Origin of the sequence: Pseudomonas sp. WS 5021 (genome assembly GCF_012985535.1) — a bacterium.
Taxonomy (GTDB): Bacteria; Pseudomonadota; Gammaproteobacteria; order Pseudomonadales; family Pseudomonadaceae; genus Aquipseudomonas.
In genome coordinates this window covers 519,109-536,673 of sequence record NZ_JAAQWP010000001.1, presented here as the reverse complement: position 1 = coordinate 536,673, position 17,565 = coordinate 519,109, and the positions used below count along the sequence as shown (strand labels likewise).

Annotated in this window: 13 protein-coding genes; 5 read left to right on the top strand and 8 right to left on the bottom strand. The window is 60.2% G+C overall.

The genetic code is table 11. The annotated features are described in order from the left end of the window. Positions 1–37 precede the first annotated feature (37 nt). The 4 genes from HBO19_RS02440 to HBO19_RS02425 all read left to right on the top strand — a co-directional run bounded on the left by HBO19_RS02440 (position 38) and on the right by HBO19_RS02425 (position 8,578). Positions 38–1,174 carry an efflux RND transporter periplasmic adaptor subunit gene (locus tag HBO19_RS02440; RefSeq protein WP_170056833.1) on the top strand — a complete coding sequence of 379 codons (1,137 nt, stop codon included), beginning with the start codon at positions 38–40 and terminating at the stop codon, positions 1,172–1,174. Beyond that, positions 1,171–4,206 carry a multidrug efflux RND transporter permease subunit gene (locus HBO19_RS02435; protein ID WP_170056832.1) on the top strand — a complete coding sequence of 1,012 codons (3,036 nt, stop codon included), beginning with the start codon at positions 1,171–1,173 and terminating at the stop codon, positions 4,204–4,206. Before HBO19_RS02440 ends, HBO19_RS02435 begins: the two co-directional genes overlap by 4 nt. A 172-nt stretch (positions 4,207–4,378) precedes the next feature. Next, positions 4,379–5,542, top strand: a complete 1,164-nt coding sequence (locus tag HBO19_RS02430; protein ID WP_170056831.1) for an efflux RND transporter periplasmic adaptor subunit — start codon at positions 4,379–4,381, stop codon at positions 5,540–5,542. A 3-nt stretch (positions 5,543–5,545) separates the two neighbouring features. Continuing rightward, entirely contained in the window at positions 5,546–8,578 is a 3,033-nt protein-coding gene (locus HBO19_RS02425; RefSeq protein ID WP_170056830.1) for a multidrug efflux RND transporter permease subunit, read from the top strand. 241 nt (positions 8,579–8,819) lie between these two features. Here HBO19_RS02425 and HBO19_RS28395 read toward each other — a convergent pair whose 3' ends face one another. The 5 genes from HBO19_RS28395 to colR all read right to left on the bottom strand — a co-directional run bounded on the left by HBO19_RS28395 (position 8,820) and on the right by colR (position 12,589). Continuing rightward, the gene (locus HBO19_RS28395; RefSeq protein WP_262376938.1) at positions 8,820–9,047 is read right to left on the bottom strand and encodes a hypothetical protein; all 228 of its coding nucleotides are present in this window, start codon (positions 9,045–9,047) and stop codon (positions 8,820–8,822) included. Then, entirely contained in the window at positions 9,047–9,763 is a 717-nt protein-coding gene (locus HBO19_RS02420; RefSeq protein ID WP_170056829.1) for a lipopolysaccharide kinase InaA family protein, read from the bottom strand. The genes HBO19_RS28395 and HBO19_RS02420 overlap by 1 nt, the downstream gene beginning before the upstream one ends. 4 nt (positions 9,764–9,767) lie before the next feature. Continuing rightward, on the bottom strand, positions 9,768–10,448 hold the full coding sequence (locus tag HBO19_RS02415; protein WP_169954615.1) for a class I SAM-dependent methyltransferase: 681 nt from the start codon (positions 10,446–10,448) through the stop codon (positions 9,768–9,770). 187 nt (positions 10,449–10,635) lie between these two features. Continuing rightward, positions 10,636–11,916 carry a HAMP domain-containing sensor histidine kinase gene (locus HBO19_RS02410; protein WP_169954614.1) on the bottom strand — a complete coding sequence of 427 codons (1,281 nt, stop codon included), beginning with the start codon at positions 11,914–11,916 and terminating at the stop codon, positions 10,636–10,638. Further along, complete coding sequence (gene colR, locus HBO19_RS02405; protein ID WP_029295378.1) at positions 11,906–12,589, bottom strand: two-component system response regulator ColR; 684 nt, start codon at positions 12,587–12,589, stop codon at positions 11,906–11,908. Before colR ends, HBO19_RS02410 begins: the two co-directional genes overlap by 11 nt. A 201-nt stretch (positions 12,590–12,790) precedes the next feature. Here colR and HBO19_RS02400 point away from each other — a divergent pair, with 201 nt between their 5' ends. After that, complete coding sequence (locus tag HBO19_RS02400; RefSeq protein WP_170056828.1) at positions 12,791–14,740, top strand: LTA synthase family protein; 1,950 nt, start codon at positions 12,791–12,793, stop codon at positions 14,738–14,740. A 74-nt stretch (positions 14,741–14,814) separates the two neighbouring features. Here HBO19_RS02400 and groL read toward each other — a convergent pair whose 3' ends face one another. The 3 genes from groL to HBO19_RS02385 all read right to left on the bottom strand — a co-directional run bounded on the left by groL (position 14,815) and on the right by HBO19_RS02385 (position 17,514). Continuing rightward, the gene (gene groL / locus HBO19_RS02395) at positions 14,815–16,461 is read right to left on the bottom strand and encodes a chaperonin GroEL (RefSeq protein ID WP_169954612.1); all 1,647 of its coding nucleotides are present in this window, start codon (positions 16,459–16,461) and stop codon (positions 14,815–14,817) included. A 50-nt stretch (positions 16,462–16,511) separates the two neighbouring features. Beyond that, positions 16,512–16,808: a co-chaperone GroES gene (locus tag HBO19_RS02390; RefSeq protein WP_170041865.1), complete on the bottom strand. Its 297-nt coding sequence runs from the start codon at positions 16,806–16,808 to the stop codon at positions 16,512–16,514. Positions 16,809–17,037: 229 nt separating this feature from the next. Next, positions 17,038–17,514: an FxsA family protein gene (locus HBO19_RS02385; protein WP_057439377.1), complete on the bottom strand. Its 477-nt coding sequence runs from the start codon at positions 17,512–17,514 to the stop codon at positions 17,038–17,040. Positions 17,515–17,565: the final 51 nt, after the last annotated feature.

The following is a 17,565-nucleotide window of genomic DNA, read 5'->3' as shown; positions in this document are numbered from 1 at the left end:
GCCCCACGCACCACGTCACCCTCACAAGGAAGTAACTATGCCGGGCCGCCGGATGATTACCATGCTCAGCATCGTCCTCTTGGTCGTGCTGATGCTTGCCAGCTACAAGGCATTCTGGATTTACCAGCAACTGCAATTGCTGCATGCGCCCAAGCCCCCCGTCAGCGTGGCCGTGGCCAATGCCGTGGAAAGACCCTGGCAGCGCCAGTTGCCCGCGGCCGGCACGCTCAAGGCGTTGCAAGGTATCAACCTGAGTATCGAGGTACCCGGCGTCGTCACTCAGTTGCACTTCGACTCGGGGCAGGCGGTCAAGGCCGGGCAAACCCTGCTGCAGCTCGAACACCAGGCCGAACAGGCCGAGTTGGACGTGGCCCTGGCCGATCGCAGCCTGGCGCTGCAGAACTTTCAGCGTGGGCACCAACTGGTGGGTATCAATGCCATCTCCCAGGGCGAGTTCGATCGCCTGTCCGCCGAGCTCAACCGCAACAAGGCCCTGGTTGCACAGCGCCGCTGGGCCCTGGCAAAAAAACAGATCGTCGCGCCGTTCGACGGCACTATCGGTATCCGTCAAGTCAACATCGGTGACTACCTGCAAAGCTCCACGGTGATCGCCAGCCTGCAGGACACCCGCAGCCTTTACGTGGACTTTCATGTCCCCGAGCAGGCCGTCCAACTGATCAAGATCGGCCAGCCGGTGCAGGTTGAAGTTTCGGCACGGCCAGGGCTTTTCAGTCGCGCCAGCATCAGTGCCATCGACCCCATCGTCGACGACAACACGCGAAATGTGTTGGTGCGTGCGACCCTGGCCAACCCGGACAAATATCTGCTACCGGGGATGTTCGCCCATTTGCAGGTGCTGTTGGACACCCCCTCCTCCCATGTCGTGATCCAGGAAAGCGCGATCGCCTACAGCCCATACGGCCAGTACGTATACGTCGTGAAACCCCACACCGGCAATGAGGGCCCAGGGGGCCTGATCGCTGAACAACGCCTGGTTGAAACGGGCGAGCGACGCGATGGCGATATCGTGATTGCCAAGGGCCTGGCCAAAGGCGAACAGGTCGTCACGGCGGGCCAGATCAAGCTGCAGAACGGCACCCCGGTGCATATCAGTATTGATCGCACGCAACCCGATGAACCGCCCTTGGCGCCCCCTCCGGAGCACGCCGAATGACCTTCACCGACCTGTTTATCCGCCGCCCCGTGCTGGCCTTGGTCGTCAGCCTGTTGATCGTGCTGCTGGGCTGGCAGGCCTACGGGAAACTGCCGCTGCGCCAGTTCCCGCAGATGGAAAGTGCACTGATCACGGTGACCACGCTCGCGCCGGGCTCCAGCGCCGAGACCGTGCAGAGCTATATCACGCAACCGTTGCAGAAAAGCCTGGCAAGCGCGCAAGGCATCGACTACATGCGCTCTTCCAGCCGGCAGAATGTGTCGATTATTTCCATCTATGGCCGCGTCGGTGCCGACAGCGACCGCTTGTTCACCGAGCTGCTGGCCAAGACCAATGAAGTGCGCAATCAACTGCCCCGGGATATTGACGATCCGGTCCTGAGCAAAGTCGCCGCAGACAACACCGCGCTGATGTACCTGAGCTTTTCCAGCGACACCATGAACAACGCGCAAATCACCGACTTCCTGCTGCGGGTGGTACAGCCGCGCCTGGTGACGTTACCGGGCATGGCCGAGGCGCAGATCATCGGCAACCAGAGCTTTGCCATGCGCCTGTGGCTCGACCCGCTGAAGCTCGCCGGGTTTGGCTTGAGCGCCAGCGATGTGACCCAGGCCATCAAGCGCTACAACGTGCAGTCTATCGCCGGCGATGCCACCGGCGAGTACGTGGTAACCAGCGTCACGGCCAATACCGAACTGCAATCGGCTGAAGGCTTCCGGGCCATTACCTTGAAAACCAGCGGCGACAGCCAGGTGCGTCTCGGTGATGTAGCGCGAGTGGAGCTAGGCGCCCAGAACTACGACAGCTTCAGCTCTTTCAACGGCCTGCCCGCAACCTATATCAGCATCAAGCCCACCCCCGATGCCAACCCGCTGGAGCTGGGCAAGCGCGTGCGCGACCTGATGCCACTATTGCAGGCGCAACTACCGCCCCAACTGCATGCGGACATTGCCTACGACTCGACGCTGTATATCAACGCCTCAATCGAGCACGTTCTGTCGAGCCTGATGGAAGCCATCCTGATTGTGGTGCTGGTGGTGTTCCTGTTTCTCGGCTCCTTGCGCTCGGTGGTGATTCCCGTCATCACCATTCCGCTGTCGCTGATCGGCAGCCTGTTTTTCATGCAACTGATGGGTTATTCGATCAACGTCCTGACGCTGCTGGCCATGGTGCTGGCCATCGGCCTGGTGGTCGATGACGCCATTGTGATGATGGAAAACATCCACCGGCATATCGAAAAAGGCCGATCTCCCCTCGAGGCCGCGATCAAGGGTGCCAGGGAGGTGTGTATGCCGGTGATCTCCATGACCATCACCCTGGCGGCGGTGTATACGCCCATCGGCTTTCTCCAGGGCCTGACCGGTGCGCTGTTCAAGGAGTTTGCCCTGACCCTGGCCGGCGCCGTGGTGATTTCCGGCATCGTCGCACTGACCCTGTCACCGATGATGTGCGCCCTGTTGCTGCGCCCGGAACAACAGCCACAGGGCCTGGCGCTGATCCTCGACCGGTTCTTCAATAGCCTGAAACAACGCTATCAGCGCTGCCTGCACCAGATCATGGGGGCACAGTCGGTGGTTATCGTGTTCGCCCTGCTGGTACTCGGCCTGATTCCGGCCATGCTCATCTTCACCCTCTCGGAACTGGCCCCCGATGAGGACCAGGGCCTGATCTTTATCCTCGCCAGTGCGCCGCAGCCGACCAACCTGGCCTACCTCAATACCTACACCCAGGCGTTTATCGAGCAGTTCAAGACCCTGCCCGAATACCAGGCCTCGTTCCAGATCAATGGCCTGGACGGTGTGCATTCAGGGGTTGGTGGTTTCCAGTTGCAGCCCTGGAACCTGCGCAAGCGTACGCAGATGGAGGTCCTGGCGCCCCTGCGCAAAAAGCTCGACAGCATCCCCGGCCTGCAAGTGTTTGCCTTTAACCTGCCGTCCTTGCCGGGCACCGGCGAGGGCCTGCCCTTTGGTTTTGTGATCAGCTCCCAGCAGGACCACACATCGATGCTGGAGGTGGCCGAACGCGTCAAGCAACGGGCAATCGACTCTGGGAAATTTGCCTACGTGGATATCGACCTGGCGTTCGACCGGCCCGAGGTGATGATTGACATCGACCGGGTCAAGGCCGCGCAGATGGGCGTGTCCATGGAAGACCTGAGCCTGACCCTGGCGACCCTGCTGGCAGAGACAGAAATCAATCGTTTCAGGATCGATGGCAATCTCTACAAAGTGATTGCCCAGGTCGAACGCAGCTACCGGGACAATCCGGGCTGGCTGAGCCACTACCACGTAAAAAATGCCAAGGGCCAGTTGATACCGTTGTCGACACTGATCAGCGTGTCCAGCCAACAGGTACGCCCACGGCAGTTGAACCAGTTCCAGCAGCTCAATTCGGTGCTGGTCTCGGCGTATCCGATCGTCGGCATGAGCAACGCGCTGGAGACCGTGCAAACCATCGCCCGGGAGGAGGCGCCGGCGGGCTACACCTTTGACTACAGCAACGCCACGCGCCAGTTCGTGCAGGAGGGCAATGCGCTGTGGGGCACCTTCGGCCTGGCCCTGGCGATCATCGGCCTGGTGCTGGCGGCACAGTTTGAAAGCCTGCGTGACCCACTGGTGATCCTGGTGACCGTGCCGCTGTCGATCTGCGGTGCGCTGATCGCGCTGTTCCTCGGCTGGTCGACCCTGAACATCTACACACAAATAGGCCTGGTCACACTGATCGGCCTGATCAGCAAGCACGGCATCCTCATCGTCGAATTCGCCAACCAGTTGCGCAAGGAGCAAGGCTTGTCTGCGCGGGCCGCCATCGAGGAAGCCGCCGCGACTCGCTTGCGGCCGGTACTGATGACCACGATCGCCACCGTACTGGGGGTGGTCCCGCTGGTGTTTTCCAGCGGTCCGGGGGCGGTCAGCCGTTTTGATATCGGCATGGTGATCGCCACCGGCATGTCCATCGGCACCTTGTTCACGTTGTTCGTCCTGCCTTGCGTGTATACGGTGCTGGCCAAGCGCGATACGCCCGCCCCCTGACCTCCTGCGGGAAAGGCCTGCCCCCTTTCCCACTCCCCTGCGCCTCAAAACCATTGCCCTTGAGCCTGTGCGCACGCGGCGGCATTTACCAGTTGGAATCGCGCCGAAACTCGGAGTAATGTGCCCAATCGTTCGTCTTCGTCTGCCTCAGTTTTTTCCAAGGAACCGGAATATGCTGCGTCGTCGCATGCTGATCATGTTGGCCGTTGTCCTGTTAATCGTCCTGCTGTTGGCGGGCTATAAAGCCTTTTCCATCTATCAGCAGATCCAGGTCTTTTCCGCGCCCAAGCCGGCGATCAGCGTGGCGGTGGCCACGGCGGTCGAGCAACCCTGGCAACAGCGCCTGCCGGCGGTGGGTACGCTCAAGGCCTTGCAGGGGGTGAACCTGGCCCTGGAGATTGCCGGAACGGTCAAGGACGTACAGTTCGAGTCCGGCCAGAAGGTCAAGGCCGGGCAACCGCTGGTGCAACTCGACAGCGCGGTCGAAGACGCCCTGCTGCAAACCGCCCAGGCCGACCTGGGCCTGGCCCAGCTCGATTACGGGCGCGGCAGCCAACTGGTGGGCAGCCAGGCGATCTCCAAAGGCGAGTTCGACCGGCTCTCGGCGCAACTGCAAAAAAACAAGGCCACGGTCAACCAGCTCAAGGCTTCCCTGGCCAAGAAACACATCGTCGCGCCATTCAGCGGCACTATCGGCATCCGTCAGGTCGATGTGGGCGACTACCTGGCCAGTGGCACGGTGATCGCCACCTTGCAGGACCTGAGCAGCCTCTACGTCGACTTTTATGTGCCCGAACAATCGGTGCCCAAGCTGGCTGTCGGCCAGGGGGTACAGGTGCAAGTCTCGGCCTACCCCAGGCAGACCTTCCCCGGCACCCTCAGTGCGATCAACCCGAAAGTCGAGAGCAGCACCCGCAACGTGCTGGTGCGGGCCACCCTGGCCAACCCGGACACTAAACTGCTGCCGGGCATGTTCACCAGCCTGCAGGTACTGTTGCCCGACCCGCAAGCCCAGGTGGTGATACCGGAAAGTGCAATTACCTACACCCTCTACGGCAATTCAGCCTACGTCGTAGCGCAGAAAAAGACCGAGGACGGCAGCCTCGAAAAAGATGCCAATGGCCAACCGATCCTGATCGCGGAGCGGCGCTTTATCGAGACCGGCGAACGACGCGACGGCCTGGTGCTGGTCACCCAGGGCCTGAGCAGTGGCGAGCAAGTGGTCAGCGCCGGGCAAATCAAGCTCGACAGCGGCGCGCACATCGCCATCACGGCGGATAAAAACTTGCCGGCCAGCCCTGGCCAACCTCCGCGCAACGACGGTTCAAGGAACTGAGCCATGGCGTTTACCGATACGTTTATCCGCCGCCCGGTGCTGGCCATGGTGGTCAGCCTGCTGATCGTGCTCCTGGGTTTCCAGGCCTACAGCAAACTGCCGCTGCGCCAATACCCGTCCATGGAAAATGCCCTGATCACGGTGACTACCGCTTACCCCGGGGCCAATGCCGAGACGATCCAGGGCTACATCACCCAACCGCTGCAGCAAAGCCTGGCGAGCGCCGAAGGCATCGACTACATGACCTCGGTCAGTCGCCAGAACTTCTCGGTGATTTCCATCTATGCGCGGATCGGCGCCAACAGCGACCGGCTGTTTACCGAACTGCTGGCCAAGGCCAACGAGGTCAAGAACAAGCTGCCCCAGGACGCCGAAGACCCGGTGTTGAGCAAGGAGGCCGCGGATGCCTCGGCGCTGATGTACATCAGCTTCTCCAGCCAGCAACTGAGCAACCCGCAGATCACCGATTACCTGTCGCGGGTGATCCAGCCCAAGCTGGCGACCCTGCCTGGCATGGCCGAAGCCGAGATCCTCGGCAACCAGGTATTTGCCATGCGCCTGTGGCTGGACCCGATCAAGCTCGCCGGCTTTGGCCTGAGCGCCAGCGACGTCACCAATGCCGTGCGCAACTACAACTTCCTCTCCGCCGCCGGCGAAGTGAAGGGTGAGTATGTGGTCACCAGCATCAACGCCAATACCGACCTGAAGACCGCCGAAGCCTTCGCCGCCATCACCGTCAAGACCGATGGCGACAGCCGGGTGCTGCTCGGCGACGTGGCGCGGGTGGAAATGGGCGCGGAAAACTACAACGCCATCAGCTCCTTTGGCGGCACGCCCTCGGTGTACATCGGCATCAAGGCCACGCCCAGCGCCAACCCGCTGGATGTGATCAAGGAAGTGCGCAAGCTGATGCCGGAGCTGGAATCCCAGTTGCCGCCCAACCTCAAGGCAGAAATCGCCTACGACGCCACGCTGTTTATCCAGGCCTCCATCAACGAGGTGGTCAAGACCTTGTTTGAAGCGGTGTTGATCGTGATCGTCGTGGTGTTCCTGTTTCTCGGGGCGCTGCGCTCAGTGGTGATCCCGGTGGTGACCATCCCGCTGTCGATGATTGGCGTGCTGTTTTTCATGCAATTGATGGGCTACTCCATCAACCTGCTGACGCTGCTGGCGATGGTGCTGGCTATTGGCCTGGTGGTGGATGATGCGATTGTGGTGGTGGAAAACATCCACCGCCACATAGAAGACGGCAAGACGCCGCTGGACGCCGCGTTGGAAGGCGCGCGGGAGATTGCCGTGCCGGTGGTGTCGATGACTATCACCCTGGCGGCGGTGTACGCGCCCATCGGCTTCCTGGAGGGGCTGACCGGGGCGTTGTTCAAGGAATTCGCCCTGACCCTGGCCGGTGCGGTGGTGATTTCCGGCATCGTCGCCCTGACCCTGTCGCCGATGATGTGCGCCCTGCTGTTGCGCCACGACGAAAACCCCAGCGGCCTGAGCCACCGCCTGGACCGCATCTTCGAAGGCCTCAAGCGCCGCTACCAGACAATGCTGCATGGCACCTTGAACACCCGGCCGGTGGTGATTGTGTTTGCCTTGATCGTGCTGTGCCTGATCCCGGTGTTCCTCAAGTTCACTCAGTCGCAACTGGCCCCCGACGAAGACCAGGGCATCATCTTCATGATGGCCAGCGCGCCGCAGCCGACCAACCTGGACTACCTGAACACCTACACCGACGAGTTCATCGCAATCTTCAAGGACTTCCCGGAGTACTACTCCTCGTTCCAGATCAATGGGTTCAACGGGGTGCAATCGGGTATCGGCGGCTTCCTGCTCAAGCCGTGGAACGAGCGCGACCGCACGCAAATGCAGATCCTGCCTGAGGTGCAGAAACGCCTGGAGCAGATCCCCGGCTTGCAGGTGTTCGGCTTCAATTTGCCGTCGCTACCGGGCACCGGTGAAGGCCTGCCCTTCGGTTTTGTGATCAACACCCCCAATGACTACGAGTCGTTGCTGCAAGTGGCCGCCCGTGTGAAAAAGCGCGCCATGGAGTCGGGCAAGTTCGCCTTCGTGGATATCGATCTGGCGTTCGACAAGCCCGAGGTGGTGGTGGACATCGACCGCGCCAAGGCGGCGCAGATGGGGGTGTCGATGCAGGACTTGGGCAGCACCCTGGCGACCTTGCTGGCGGAGGCAGAGATCAACCGGTTCACCATTGATGGGCGCAGCTACAAGGTGATCGCCCAGGTGGAACGGGCCTACCGGGACAACCCCGAGTGGCTGAACAATTACTACGTGAAAAACACCCAGGGCGAACTGCTGCCGCTGTCGACCTTGATCAGCGTCAGCGACCGTGCCCGCCCGCGCCAACTGAACCAGTTCCAGCAACTCAACTCGGCGCTGATCTCGGGCTTCCCGATTGTCAGCATGGGCGAGGCTATCGACACCGTGCGCCAGATCGCCATCGAAGAAACCCCGGCCGGCTATGCCTTCGACTACAGCGGCGCCTCGCGCCAGTTCATCCAGGAAGGCAGCGCGTTGTGGATCACCTTTGGCCTGGCGCTGGCGATCATCTTCCTGGTGCTGGCGGCACAGTTCGAGAGCTTCCGTGACCCGCTGGTGATACTGGTGACGGTGCCGCTGTCGATCTGCGGCGCGTTGATCCCGTTGTTCCTCGGCTGGTCGAGCATGAACATCTACACCCAGGTGGGGTTGGTGACGTTGATCGGGCTGATCAGCAAGCATGGGATCCTGATCGTCGAGTTTGCCAACCAGTTGCGCAAGGACAAGGGCCTGACACCCCGAGAAGCGGTAGAAGAAGCCGCGGCGATTCGCCTGCGCCCGGTATTGATGACCACGGCGGCGATGGTGTTTGGCATGGTGCCGTTGATCTTTGCCACGGGGGCCGGGGCGGTCAGTCGGTTTGATATCGGAATGGTGATTGCCACGGGGATGTCGGTGGGCACCTTGTTTACTTTGTTTGTATTGCCGTGTGTGTATACGTTGCTGGCCAAGCGTGATCCCTTGGCTGATTGAGTACCTATCCATGGGCGCGGTAACGGCACTGACCTGATCGTTGACGCCCACTGTAGGAGCCGGCTTGCCGGCGATGGTCGTTAACGATCACGTTGGATACCTGACATCCCCGAGGTGTTCTTACTGGCGTCATCGCCGGCAAGCCGGCTCCTACAAGGGATGTAGTTGCGCGCTCGGGCTCTGCCGTGGTCCACAAAAAAGGCCTCGCTATGCGAGGCCTTTTATCGGGGCGTCAATCTCTTCAACTCGCAGGCCTCATGCCTTGGGACATCCCAAACATAAACAGCAAAAGCTGATGATCAGGCTGCGTGACCCCAGCGGTCTTGGCGATCCGTGGCAGCGGGCATTGCCCGCCACTGTGCACCGCGCTGAGGACTTCTGTGCGGGGCTGCTCCCAGGCAGCCAGGGCCAGGGATGCGATGCCCAAGGCCCCCAACAGAAACAAACCTCGTGCTATTTCTAGCTTCATTAGGTTAAACCCTTGATAGCGCTGCCAAACGCCGCTTGGTAAAAGTAGCTGAGTTTTTGCCAGTCGGCGGTATTCCACGACGAATGGCGACGCAATTGCTGCATGTCATGGGCGGCGGCCCGGCGGGCGGTCAAGCGTTGGCGGCACTTCTCGAGATCCAGCAGCGCCACTTCGACCGTCGCGCCCTCACCCGCCCCGCTGACCCGCACAAAAATATGCTTGCTGTACAGGCAGCCATGCTGCCAGCGCCCCTTGTGCATGCGCGCCAGGGTCTGCGCCAATTCAGCCAGCAGGCGCTCATGCACCAGCTCCCCGCATTGCTCGCGACCACAGGCGGCGTACCAGTTGTCGATTTCCACGAATCCGTCCAATGAAGCCGTCACCAGCAAGGCCTTCCACTGGTGGTCCGGATCACGACGGGCACCACAGAACACCAGCTCCGGAACACCCACATCGAGCAAGCGCAGGCCCCTGAGCGCATCACGCTCGCGTAGCACCGTAGGCCGCCCAAAGGGATGCAGCCAGCTGCGGTAGGTATGGCCTGTCTGGCGCTTGCTGTAGAGCAAGCGCCCATTGGTACCGATCACCCGCTGTACGCCGCTTTCGCCACCCCGACGTCGATTGGGTTCCTCGACCCACTCGCCCTGCTGCCGCCAGAAATAATCGAACCGCTCCTCAGGAGCTACGTGACTGCCTGCTACGTACTCAACCACCATCCTGCTACCTCTTGCGCAATACGTACACTCGCCACATGGCATACAGCGGTATGAAGTCCAAACACTCCTGGACGCGGAAACCAGCTTGCTCAAACTCAGCCTCAACAGTAGCAGCCGGTAACACAAATCGATTTCGGTAACTGTCCTGCTCACTTTTGTTGCGGCGCTGCACTTCCAGGCGCTTGCGTTTCCAGGCCTTGAAATTGCCATCCACCCACAACGAAACAATCACACTGTCGCGGGTAACTCGTTGAAATTCCTTCAATATCGCCATGCGATGCGCCGGCTCGCCGATGTGATGCAACAGGCGCATGCAAAAAATGCTGTCCACGGCGTTATCTGGCAAATCGATATCAAACGCAGATGTCTGCAAGGGTCGTACCTGCTTGACCACATCCGCCGGTTGCGCCCCCATGGCGATGTTCAACATGGACTCGGAATTGTCCGCCCCAATAATGATCCGGTTGGGCTTTTCGGCCAGCAGCGGCCAGAAACGCCCGGCGCCGCACGGCAAGTCCAATACCAGGCCGGGCTCGCCGGCCATCGCCAGCGCACCACGGGCCAATTGTTCGTCGCGTTTGTGGGACAGCCGGCGCGCCAAAGTGTCCTGGTGCTTGTGCAAATATTGCTGAGCGTGCCGGTCATCGTACTTTGCGGAAAATTCAAGCTTGATCGGAGTAGCCATCAACGAGTCTCCTGGACTGATGCCTACAACCTTAAGCAGTCGCACGTCATCCGCAGGTCAACCCTTTGTGAAAAAAACGTCCCGTCTAACCCTAAAGAATTACAAGGTTTTACAGGGAAAAAGCATGGCAGGAAGCCATCTTCGTCGAACAGGAAGGAGTCTGCCCCAGGATAGGGGCAGGAAGAGATCAGGATTTGACGTGGCTCAATTCAACATGGAAACGGCAGCCGCTAGGCTCCATGGTGCTGAGGCTGACCACCCAGCCCTGGCTTTCGCAGATGCGCTGGACCAGCGACAAACCCAGGCCCAGGCCATCACCGCGCTTTTCGTTGCCGCGCACAAACGGCTCAAACATGGCCTCGCGCTTGTCTTCGGGAATCCCCACGCCGCTGTCTTCCACCACAAAGCCGGTGGGTTCTAGGGTCAGGCGGATAAACCCCTGCTCGGTGTAGTGCAGGGCATTGCGCAGCAGGTTGCCCATGACCGCATGCAGGAAGGTAGCGTTGTAGCGGGTATCGAGTGGGTTGCCCGGCTGGTAGAACAACTCGATGCCCTTGCGCTCGATGGGTTCGCGCCAGATCCCCAGCAAGCCCTCCGCGACTTCGGCCAGGCTGACCTGGGGCGACATCGTGGTGTCATCGTGCTGGGCACGAGCGAGCATCAGGAAGGTCTGTACCAGTTCGCGCATTTCCTCGCAGGCCCGGGCGATGCGCTCGACCTGTTTGCGTCCCCGTGAATCAATGGCCGGGTTTTCCAGCAGCAGCTCGCAGGAACTGGCCAGCACCATCAAGGGGGTGCGCAACTCATGGCTGACATCGCTGGTGAACAGGCGCTCGCGGGTCAGGGCCTGGCGCAAACGGCCAAGGGTCGCATCGAAGGCCACCGCCAACTCGCCTACTTCGTCGGCCGCGTAGTCCGGGGCCAACGGTGGGGCCAGGCCCAACAACTGGTCACGATGCCGCACTTGGCGCGCCAGGCGTACTACCGGTGCCATCACCTTGCGGGCAAGGACCCAGCCGAGGAATACCGCCAGCGCCAGGCTGAGGACAAACCCTACCAGCACCACCGCAAACAGCACGCGCTCGCGCTCTTCGAAATCGCTTTGGTCTTGCAATAGGACATACCGACGGCCGTCGACGATTTCGACCATCGCATGGTAGGAAAGCGCATCGCGGAACACTTCGTGAAAGCCGGCGTCCAGGTGCCGCAAGTCCTTGGGCAGCTGAAAATCACCACGCCCGCCACTGAAGTAGAACAACTGGTCCGGCTCGGGGCGGTGACGCCAGTCTTCGACACTGTCCATCAACAGCAGACGTTGCAGGTCGCCGCCCAGGCCCGCCGAAATCAGTTTTTCTTCCACCAGGTGCACCGTGGCAACGATGCCCATGGCAAAGGCCCCCGCTACCAGCGCGCTCATCAGCGCAAAGGCGATGATGATCCGCTGGGCAAGGCTTTGCTTAAACTCCATCACGGCCCTCGGCCAAGCGATAACCCACGCCATGCACGGTTTGCAGCAATGGCTTGGCAAATGGCTTGTCGATCACCTGGCGCAGTTGGTGGACGTGGCTGCGCAGGCTGTCGCTGTCCGGGCAGTCATCGCCCCACAGGGCTTCTTCCAGCACTTCGCGGCGCAGGACGTGAGGGCTTTTCTGCATCAGCACCGCGAGCAATTTCAGGCCGACCGGGTTGAGCTTGAGCAGGCGCCCTTCGCGGGTCACTTCCAGGGTGTCGAGGTCGTAGGACAAATCGCCGACTTGCAACTCCCGCCGCCCGCCACCCTGGGCCCGGCGCAGCACCGCTTCGATGCGTGCGGCCAACTCCGACAGGGCAAACGGCTTGAGCAGGTAGTCGTCGGCACCCGATTTGAAGCCTTGCAGGCGGTCGTCCAATTGATCGCGGGCGGTGAGCATGATCACCGGCGTATCGCGGCGCGCGTCTTCACGCAGGCGTTTGCACAGGGTGTAGCCATCAATGCCGGGCAGCATGATATCGAGCACGATCAGGTCGTAATGCTCGGTGGCGGCCAGGTGCAGGCCTGACAAACCGTCCTGCGCACAGTCCACGGTGTAGCCCTTGAGCCCCAGGTAATCCGCCAGGTTGGCCAGAATATCGCGGTTGTCTTCAACCAATAAAATTCGCATGGGCAGTGTCTCCGTACGCGGTAACGGCCGTGTTGGCTCGCGCAGCTTAAGGCCAAGCCGGGCTTACCGCTAGGCCTGAGGGGCTGACCTATTACTCTTTTCAACTGATTGACTGGTGCAACGAGTTTTTCACTATCGGTTCACAGCTTGACTACAGTACCAGAGTGAAAATCGCCCCCCATTGATATAAGGAACTTGGATATGGGTTTTATCAAAACTGCGCCAATGCGCTATCTGCTGTTGGTGACCGGCGCTTGGCTGGTTATTTTTCTGTTGACCCGCAGCGTACTGCTCATTACCCACCTGGATGAAGTCGGCGGCAACCTGCTGCCGGTGTTCGGTGTGGGCCTGCTCTACGACCTGGGTTTCCTGGCCTATGCCGCGCTGCCCCTGGGCCTGTACCTACTGCTGTGCCCACCGGCTTTGTGGCGGCGGCGCGGCCACCGCTGGTTCCTGCAAGGCGTACTGACCGTCAGCCTGTTCGCCATGCTGTTCACCTCGGTGGCCGAATGGTTGTTCTGGGATGAGTTCGGCGTGCGCTTCAACTTTATCGCCGTCGACTATCTGGTGTATTCCGATGAGGTGTTGAACAACCTGCTGGAGTCCTACCCCATCGGCAAACTGTTGAGCCTGTTGGCGATACTGGCGATTGTCCTGAGCCTGGCCTTGCGCAAGCTGTTCAACGCAACACTCGACTCGCCGCTGCCGGCCATGCGTGGGCGCTTGCTCAATGCCTTGGGATTGTTGGTGGTGGCCGGCCTGAGCCTGCAGTTGGTCAGCCAGGACAGCCCGCGCCCCCAGGGGGGCAACGCCTATAACAATGAGCTGGCCAGCAATGGCCCGTACCAATTCTTCGCCGCGTTCCGCAACAATGAACTGGACTACAGCCAGTTCTACAAAAGCCTGCCGAGCGATATCGTGGCCCGCCAGCTACGGGCGGAACTCAGTGAACCCAATGCCCGGTTCATTGGCACCGATCCACTGGATATCCGCCGCGCCATCGACAACCCCGGTACGTTGCGCAAACCCAATATCGTGCTGGTGACCATCGAAAGCTTCAGCGCCAAATACATGGGCAGCAATGGCGACGACCGCAACCTGACCCCCAACCTTGATCAGTTGCGCAAACACAGCCTGTATTTCAGCAACTTCTACGCCACCGGCACCCGCACCGACCGAGGCCTGGAAGCCATTACCCTGGCCATCCCGCCCACTCCGGGGCGCTCCATCGTCAAACGGATTGGTCGCGAAAGCGGCTTCGCCAGCCTGGGCCAGCAGCTCAGTGCAATCGGTTATGACAGCGTGTTTGTGTATGGCGGCCGCGGCTACTTCGACAATATGAATGCGTTTTTCAGCGGCAACGGTTACCGGGTGGTTGATCAGAGCAGTGTCGCCGAATCCGAAATCAGCTTTAAAAACGCCTGGGGCATGGCCGATGAAGACCTCTTCAAGCAAACCTTGAAGCTGGCGGATGCCGGTTATGCCAAGCAGCAACCGTTCCTGCTGCAGTTGATGACCACCTCCAACCATCGCCCCTACACCTACCCGGACGGCAGGATCGACATCAAGTCCGGCAACGGTCGCGACGGTGCGGTGAAATACACTGACTACGCCATCGGCCAATTCCTACAGGCTGCGCGCCAAAAACCGTGGTTCGACAATACGATCTTTGTGTTTGTCGCCGACCACACCGCCGGCAGCGCGGGCAAGGAAGACTTGCCCGTCGCCAACTACCAGATTCCACTGTTTATCTATGCGCCGAAATTGATCGAGGCCCGGGAAAGCGCGCAACTGGCCAGCCAGATCGACCTCGCCCCGACACTCCTGGGTCTGTTGAACCTGAGCTATGAATCGACGTTTTTCGGACGCAACCTGCTGCAAGACAACCCGCTGCCTCCTCGCGTAGTGATCGGCAACTATCAGCACCTGGGCTTGTTTGACGGCACCAACCTGGCAATCCTCAGCCCCCGCCAAGGCCTGCGGCGCCATGACCAGGCCCTGGGCGCGAGCCAGGAGTCCCGGGTAGACAGCAATGACCCGTTGATCCAACGTGCGATCACTTACTACCAGGCAGCCAGTCATGACTTCAAGCAACACCTGTTAGCCTGGAAAGGCGCGAAAGACGCCGCCCCTCAAATGAGTGCGCGCTGACTCGATAAGCGCCCATAAAAAAGCCCCGCCTGATCACTCAGGCGGGGCTTTTATGCATCAGGGGTAAGGCTGGCTTACATCATGCCGCCCATGCCACCCATGCCGCCCATGTCTGGCATACCGCCGCCAGCCGAGCCTTCTTTCTTCGGTGCATCAGCGATCGCAGCTTCGGTGGTCAGGATCAGACCGCCGATGGAGGATGCCGCTTGCAGCGCGGAACGAGTCACCTTGGTAGGGTCCAGGATGCCCATTTCGATCATGTCGCCGTAGACGCCAGTCGCAGCGTTGTAACCGTAGTTACCTTTGCCGTTCTTGACTTCGTTGACCACAACGCTCGGCTCGTCGCCGGAGTTGGCAGCAATCTGGCGCAGCGGTGCTTCAACAGCACGACGCAGTACAGCAATACCCACGTCCTGGTCAGCGTTGTCGCCGGTCAGACCGACCAAGGCTTCCAGGGCACGGATCAGCGCAACGCCACCGCCAGGTACCACGCCTTCTTCGACGGCTGCGCGGGTTGCGTGCAGGGCGTCTTCAACGCGGGCTTTCTTCTCTTTCATTTCAACTTCGGAACCAGCGCCAACCTTGATCACTGCAACACCGCCGGACAGCTTGGCCAGGCGCTCTTGCAGTTTTTCACGGTCGTAGTCCGAGGAGGTTTCAGCAACCTGGGCACGGATCTGGGTGATGCGCGCCTGGATGTCCTGCTCCACGCCAGCACCGTCAACAATGATGGTGTTTTCCTTGGAGATGGTCACGCGCTTGGCGCTACCCAGGTTTTCCAGGGTGGCACTTTCCAGGCTCAGGCCGATCTCTTCGGAGATAACGGTACCGCCAGTCAGGACGGCGATGTCCTGCAGCATGGCCTTGCGACGATCGCCGAAGCCTGGAGCCTTGACGGCTGCGACTTTAACGATACCGCGCATGTTGTTCACAACCAGAGTCGCCAGGGCTTCGCCTTCAACGTCTTCGGAAACGATCAGCAGTGGACGGCCGGCTTTGGCAACGGCTTCCAGTACTGGCAGCATTTCGCGGATGTTCGAGATCTTTTTGTCGACCAGCAGGATCAGCGGGCTGTCCAGCTCGGCAACCATGGTCTCTGGCTTGTTGACGAAGTACGGGGACAGGTAGCCACGGTCGAACTGCATGCCTTCTACAACCGACAGTTCGTTTTCCAGGCCAGTGCCTTCTTCAACGGTGATCACGCCTTCTTTACCGACTTTTTCCATGGCTTCGGCAATGATGTCGCCGATGGAGCTGTCGGAGTTGGCGGAGATGGTGCCTACCTGAGCGATAGCCTTGGTGTCAGCGCATGGCTTGGACAGGCTTTTCAGCTCAGCAACGATGGCGATGGTCGCCTTGTCGATGCCGCGCTTGAGGTCCATCGGGTTCATGCCGGCAGCGACGGCTTTGTAGCCTTCGTTGACGATTGCCTGAGCCAGAACGGTGGCGGTGGTGGTGCCGTCGCCTGCGTCATCGTTGGCACGGGAGGCAACGTCTTTGACCAGCTGCGCGCCCATGTTTTCGAAACGGTCTTCCAGTTCGATTTCTTTGGCGACCGAAACGCCGTCCTTGGTGATGGTCGGAGCGCCGAAGCTCTTCTCGATGATCACGTTACGGCCTTTCGGGCCCAGGGTCGCTTTTACTGCGTCAGCCAGGATGTTGACACCGGTGAGCATTTTCTTACGGGCGGAATCGCCGAATTTAACTTCTTTAGCAGCCATGATCGATATTCCTTAAATACTTTGTAGTAACGGGAAAATGAGCGGGAAAATCAGCCTTCCAGTACAGCGAGAATCTCGTTCTCAGCCATCACCAGCAGGTCTTCGCCGTCGATTTTCACAGTGTTGCTGCCGGAGTAAGGACCGAATACAACCTTGTCACCCACTTTCACAGCCAGCTCACGTACTTGACCGTTTTCCAGCGTCTTGCCTGGGCCAACTGCGAGGATCACACCGTGGTTGGCTTTTTCAGCAGCCGAACCTGGCAGAACGATACCGCCAGCGGTTTTCTTTTCTTCTTCGCTGCGACGGATAACGACGCGGTCGTGCAGAGGACGAAGCTTGCTCATTGTCGATCTCTCCTAATTGTAAGTTTCATCGGCCGGTATCAGTACCGGCTGGTGGTAGTCCGGCGGTGCCGGTCGCGGTTCGCCAAGCGAAACGCGGAAGTCTGTCTGGTGTCGCCACCAGAAACCTTGCGGTGACCGTTACATAAGGGCGTATATGCTTATTACAAGGGCCAGCGGTGAAAATTTTTACTCCGGCAAGGCACCCGCAGGGGCCATGCCAGGGAGGGTATTACTTGGAGTCGCGGTGCTCGAACTCGCCTTCGATCACATCACCTTCACGCCCCAGCGGCTGGCGAGGTGCCGGGCCGCCACGGGGTTGCAGGTCGTCGGCAAAGGCACGCTGGCGGATCGCCGCTTCTTCGGCACGCTGGCGCAGCTTGCCCGCCAGCAACCGACGGGTGAATGGCAACAGCAGGATCAAACCGAGCACATCGCTGACAAAACCCGGCACGATCAGCAGGCCACCGGCCAAGGCCATCATCAGGCCTTCGAGCATGGTCTGGGCCGGCAACTCGCCACGGTTCAGGCTTTCACGAGCACGCAGTGCGGTGGCCAGGCCGGCGATCCGCAGCACGAACACGCCGAGCATCGAGCCGAGAATTATCAGCAGCAGCGCCGGGAAAAACCCGATAGCCCCGCTGACCTTGACGAATACGAACAGCTCCAGCACCGGAAACAGCAGAAAGAGCAATAAAAAAGGGCGCATCAAATGGTTCCTCAACGCAAGAATGCCTTGCTACTAGACCTTAGATGACGT

Bases quoted from the DNA above. Each gene is read 5' to 3' on its own strand.
- HBO19_RS02440 (WP_170056833.1), top strand. From the start codon at position 38: ATGCCGGGCCGCCGGATGATTACCATGCTCAGCATCGTCCTCTTGGTC.
- HBO19_RS02435 (WP_170056832.1), top strand. From the start codon at position 1,171: ATGACCTTCACCGACCTGTTTATCCGCCGCCCCGTGCTGGCCTTGGTC.
- HBO19_RS02430 (WP_170056831.1), top strand. From the start codon at position 4,379: ATGCTGCGTCGTCGCATGCTGATCATGTTGGCCGTTGTCCTGTTAATC.
- HBO19_RS02425 (WP_170056830.1), top strand. From the start codon at position 5,546: ATGGCGTTTACCGATACGTTTATCCGCCGCCCGGTGCTGGCCATGGTG.
- HBO19_RS28395 (WP_262376938.1), bottom strand. From the start codon at position 9,047: ATGAAGCTAGAAATAGCACGAGGTTTGTTTCTGTTGGGGGCCTTGGGC.
- HBO19_RS02420 (WP_170056829.1), bottom strand. From the start codon at position 9,763: ATGGTGGTTGAGTACGTAGCAGGCAGTCACGTAGCTCCTGAGGAGCGG.
- HBO19_RS02415 (WP_169954615.1), bottom strand. From the start codon at position 10,448: ATGGCTACTCCGATCAAGCTTGAATTTTCCGCAAAGTACGATGACCGG.
- HBO19_RS02410 (WP_169954614.1), bottom strand. From the start codon at position 11,916: ATGGAGTTTAAGCAAAGCCTTGCCCAGCGGATCATCATCGCCTTTGCG.
- colR (WP_029295378.1), bottom strand. From the start codon at position 12,589: ATGCGAATTTTATTGGTTGAAGACAACCGCGATATTCTGGCCAACCTG.
- HBO19_RS02400 (WP_170056828.1), top strand. From the start codon at position 12,791: ATGGGTTTTATCAAAACTGCGCCAATGCGCTATCTGCTGTTGGTGACC.
- groL (WP_169954612.1), bottom strand. From the start codon at position 16,461: ATGGCTGCTAAAGAAGTTAAATTCGGCGATTCCGCCCGTAAGAAAATG.
- HBO19_RS02390 (WP_170041865.1), bottom strand. From the start codon at position 16,808: ATGAGCAAGCTTCGTCCTCTGCACGACCGCGTCGTTATCCGTCGCAGC.
- HBO19_RS02385 (WP_057439377.1), bottom strand. From the start codon at position 17,514: ATGCGCCCTTTTTTATTGCTCTTTCTGCTGTTTCCGGTGCTGGAGCTG.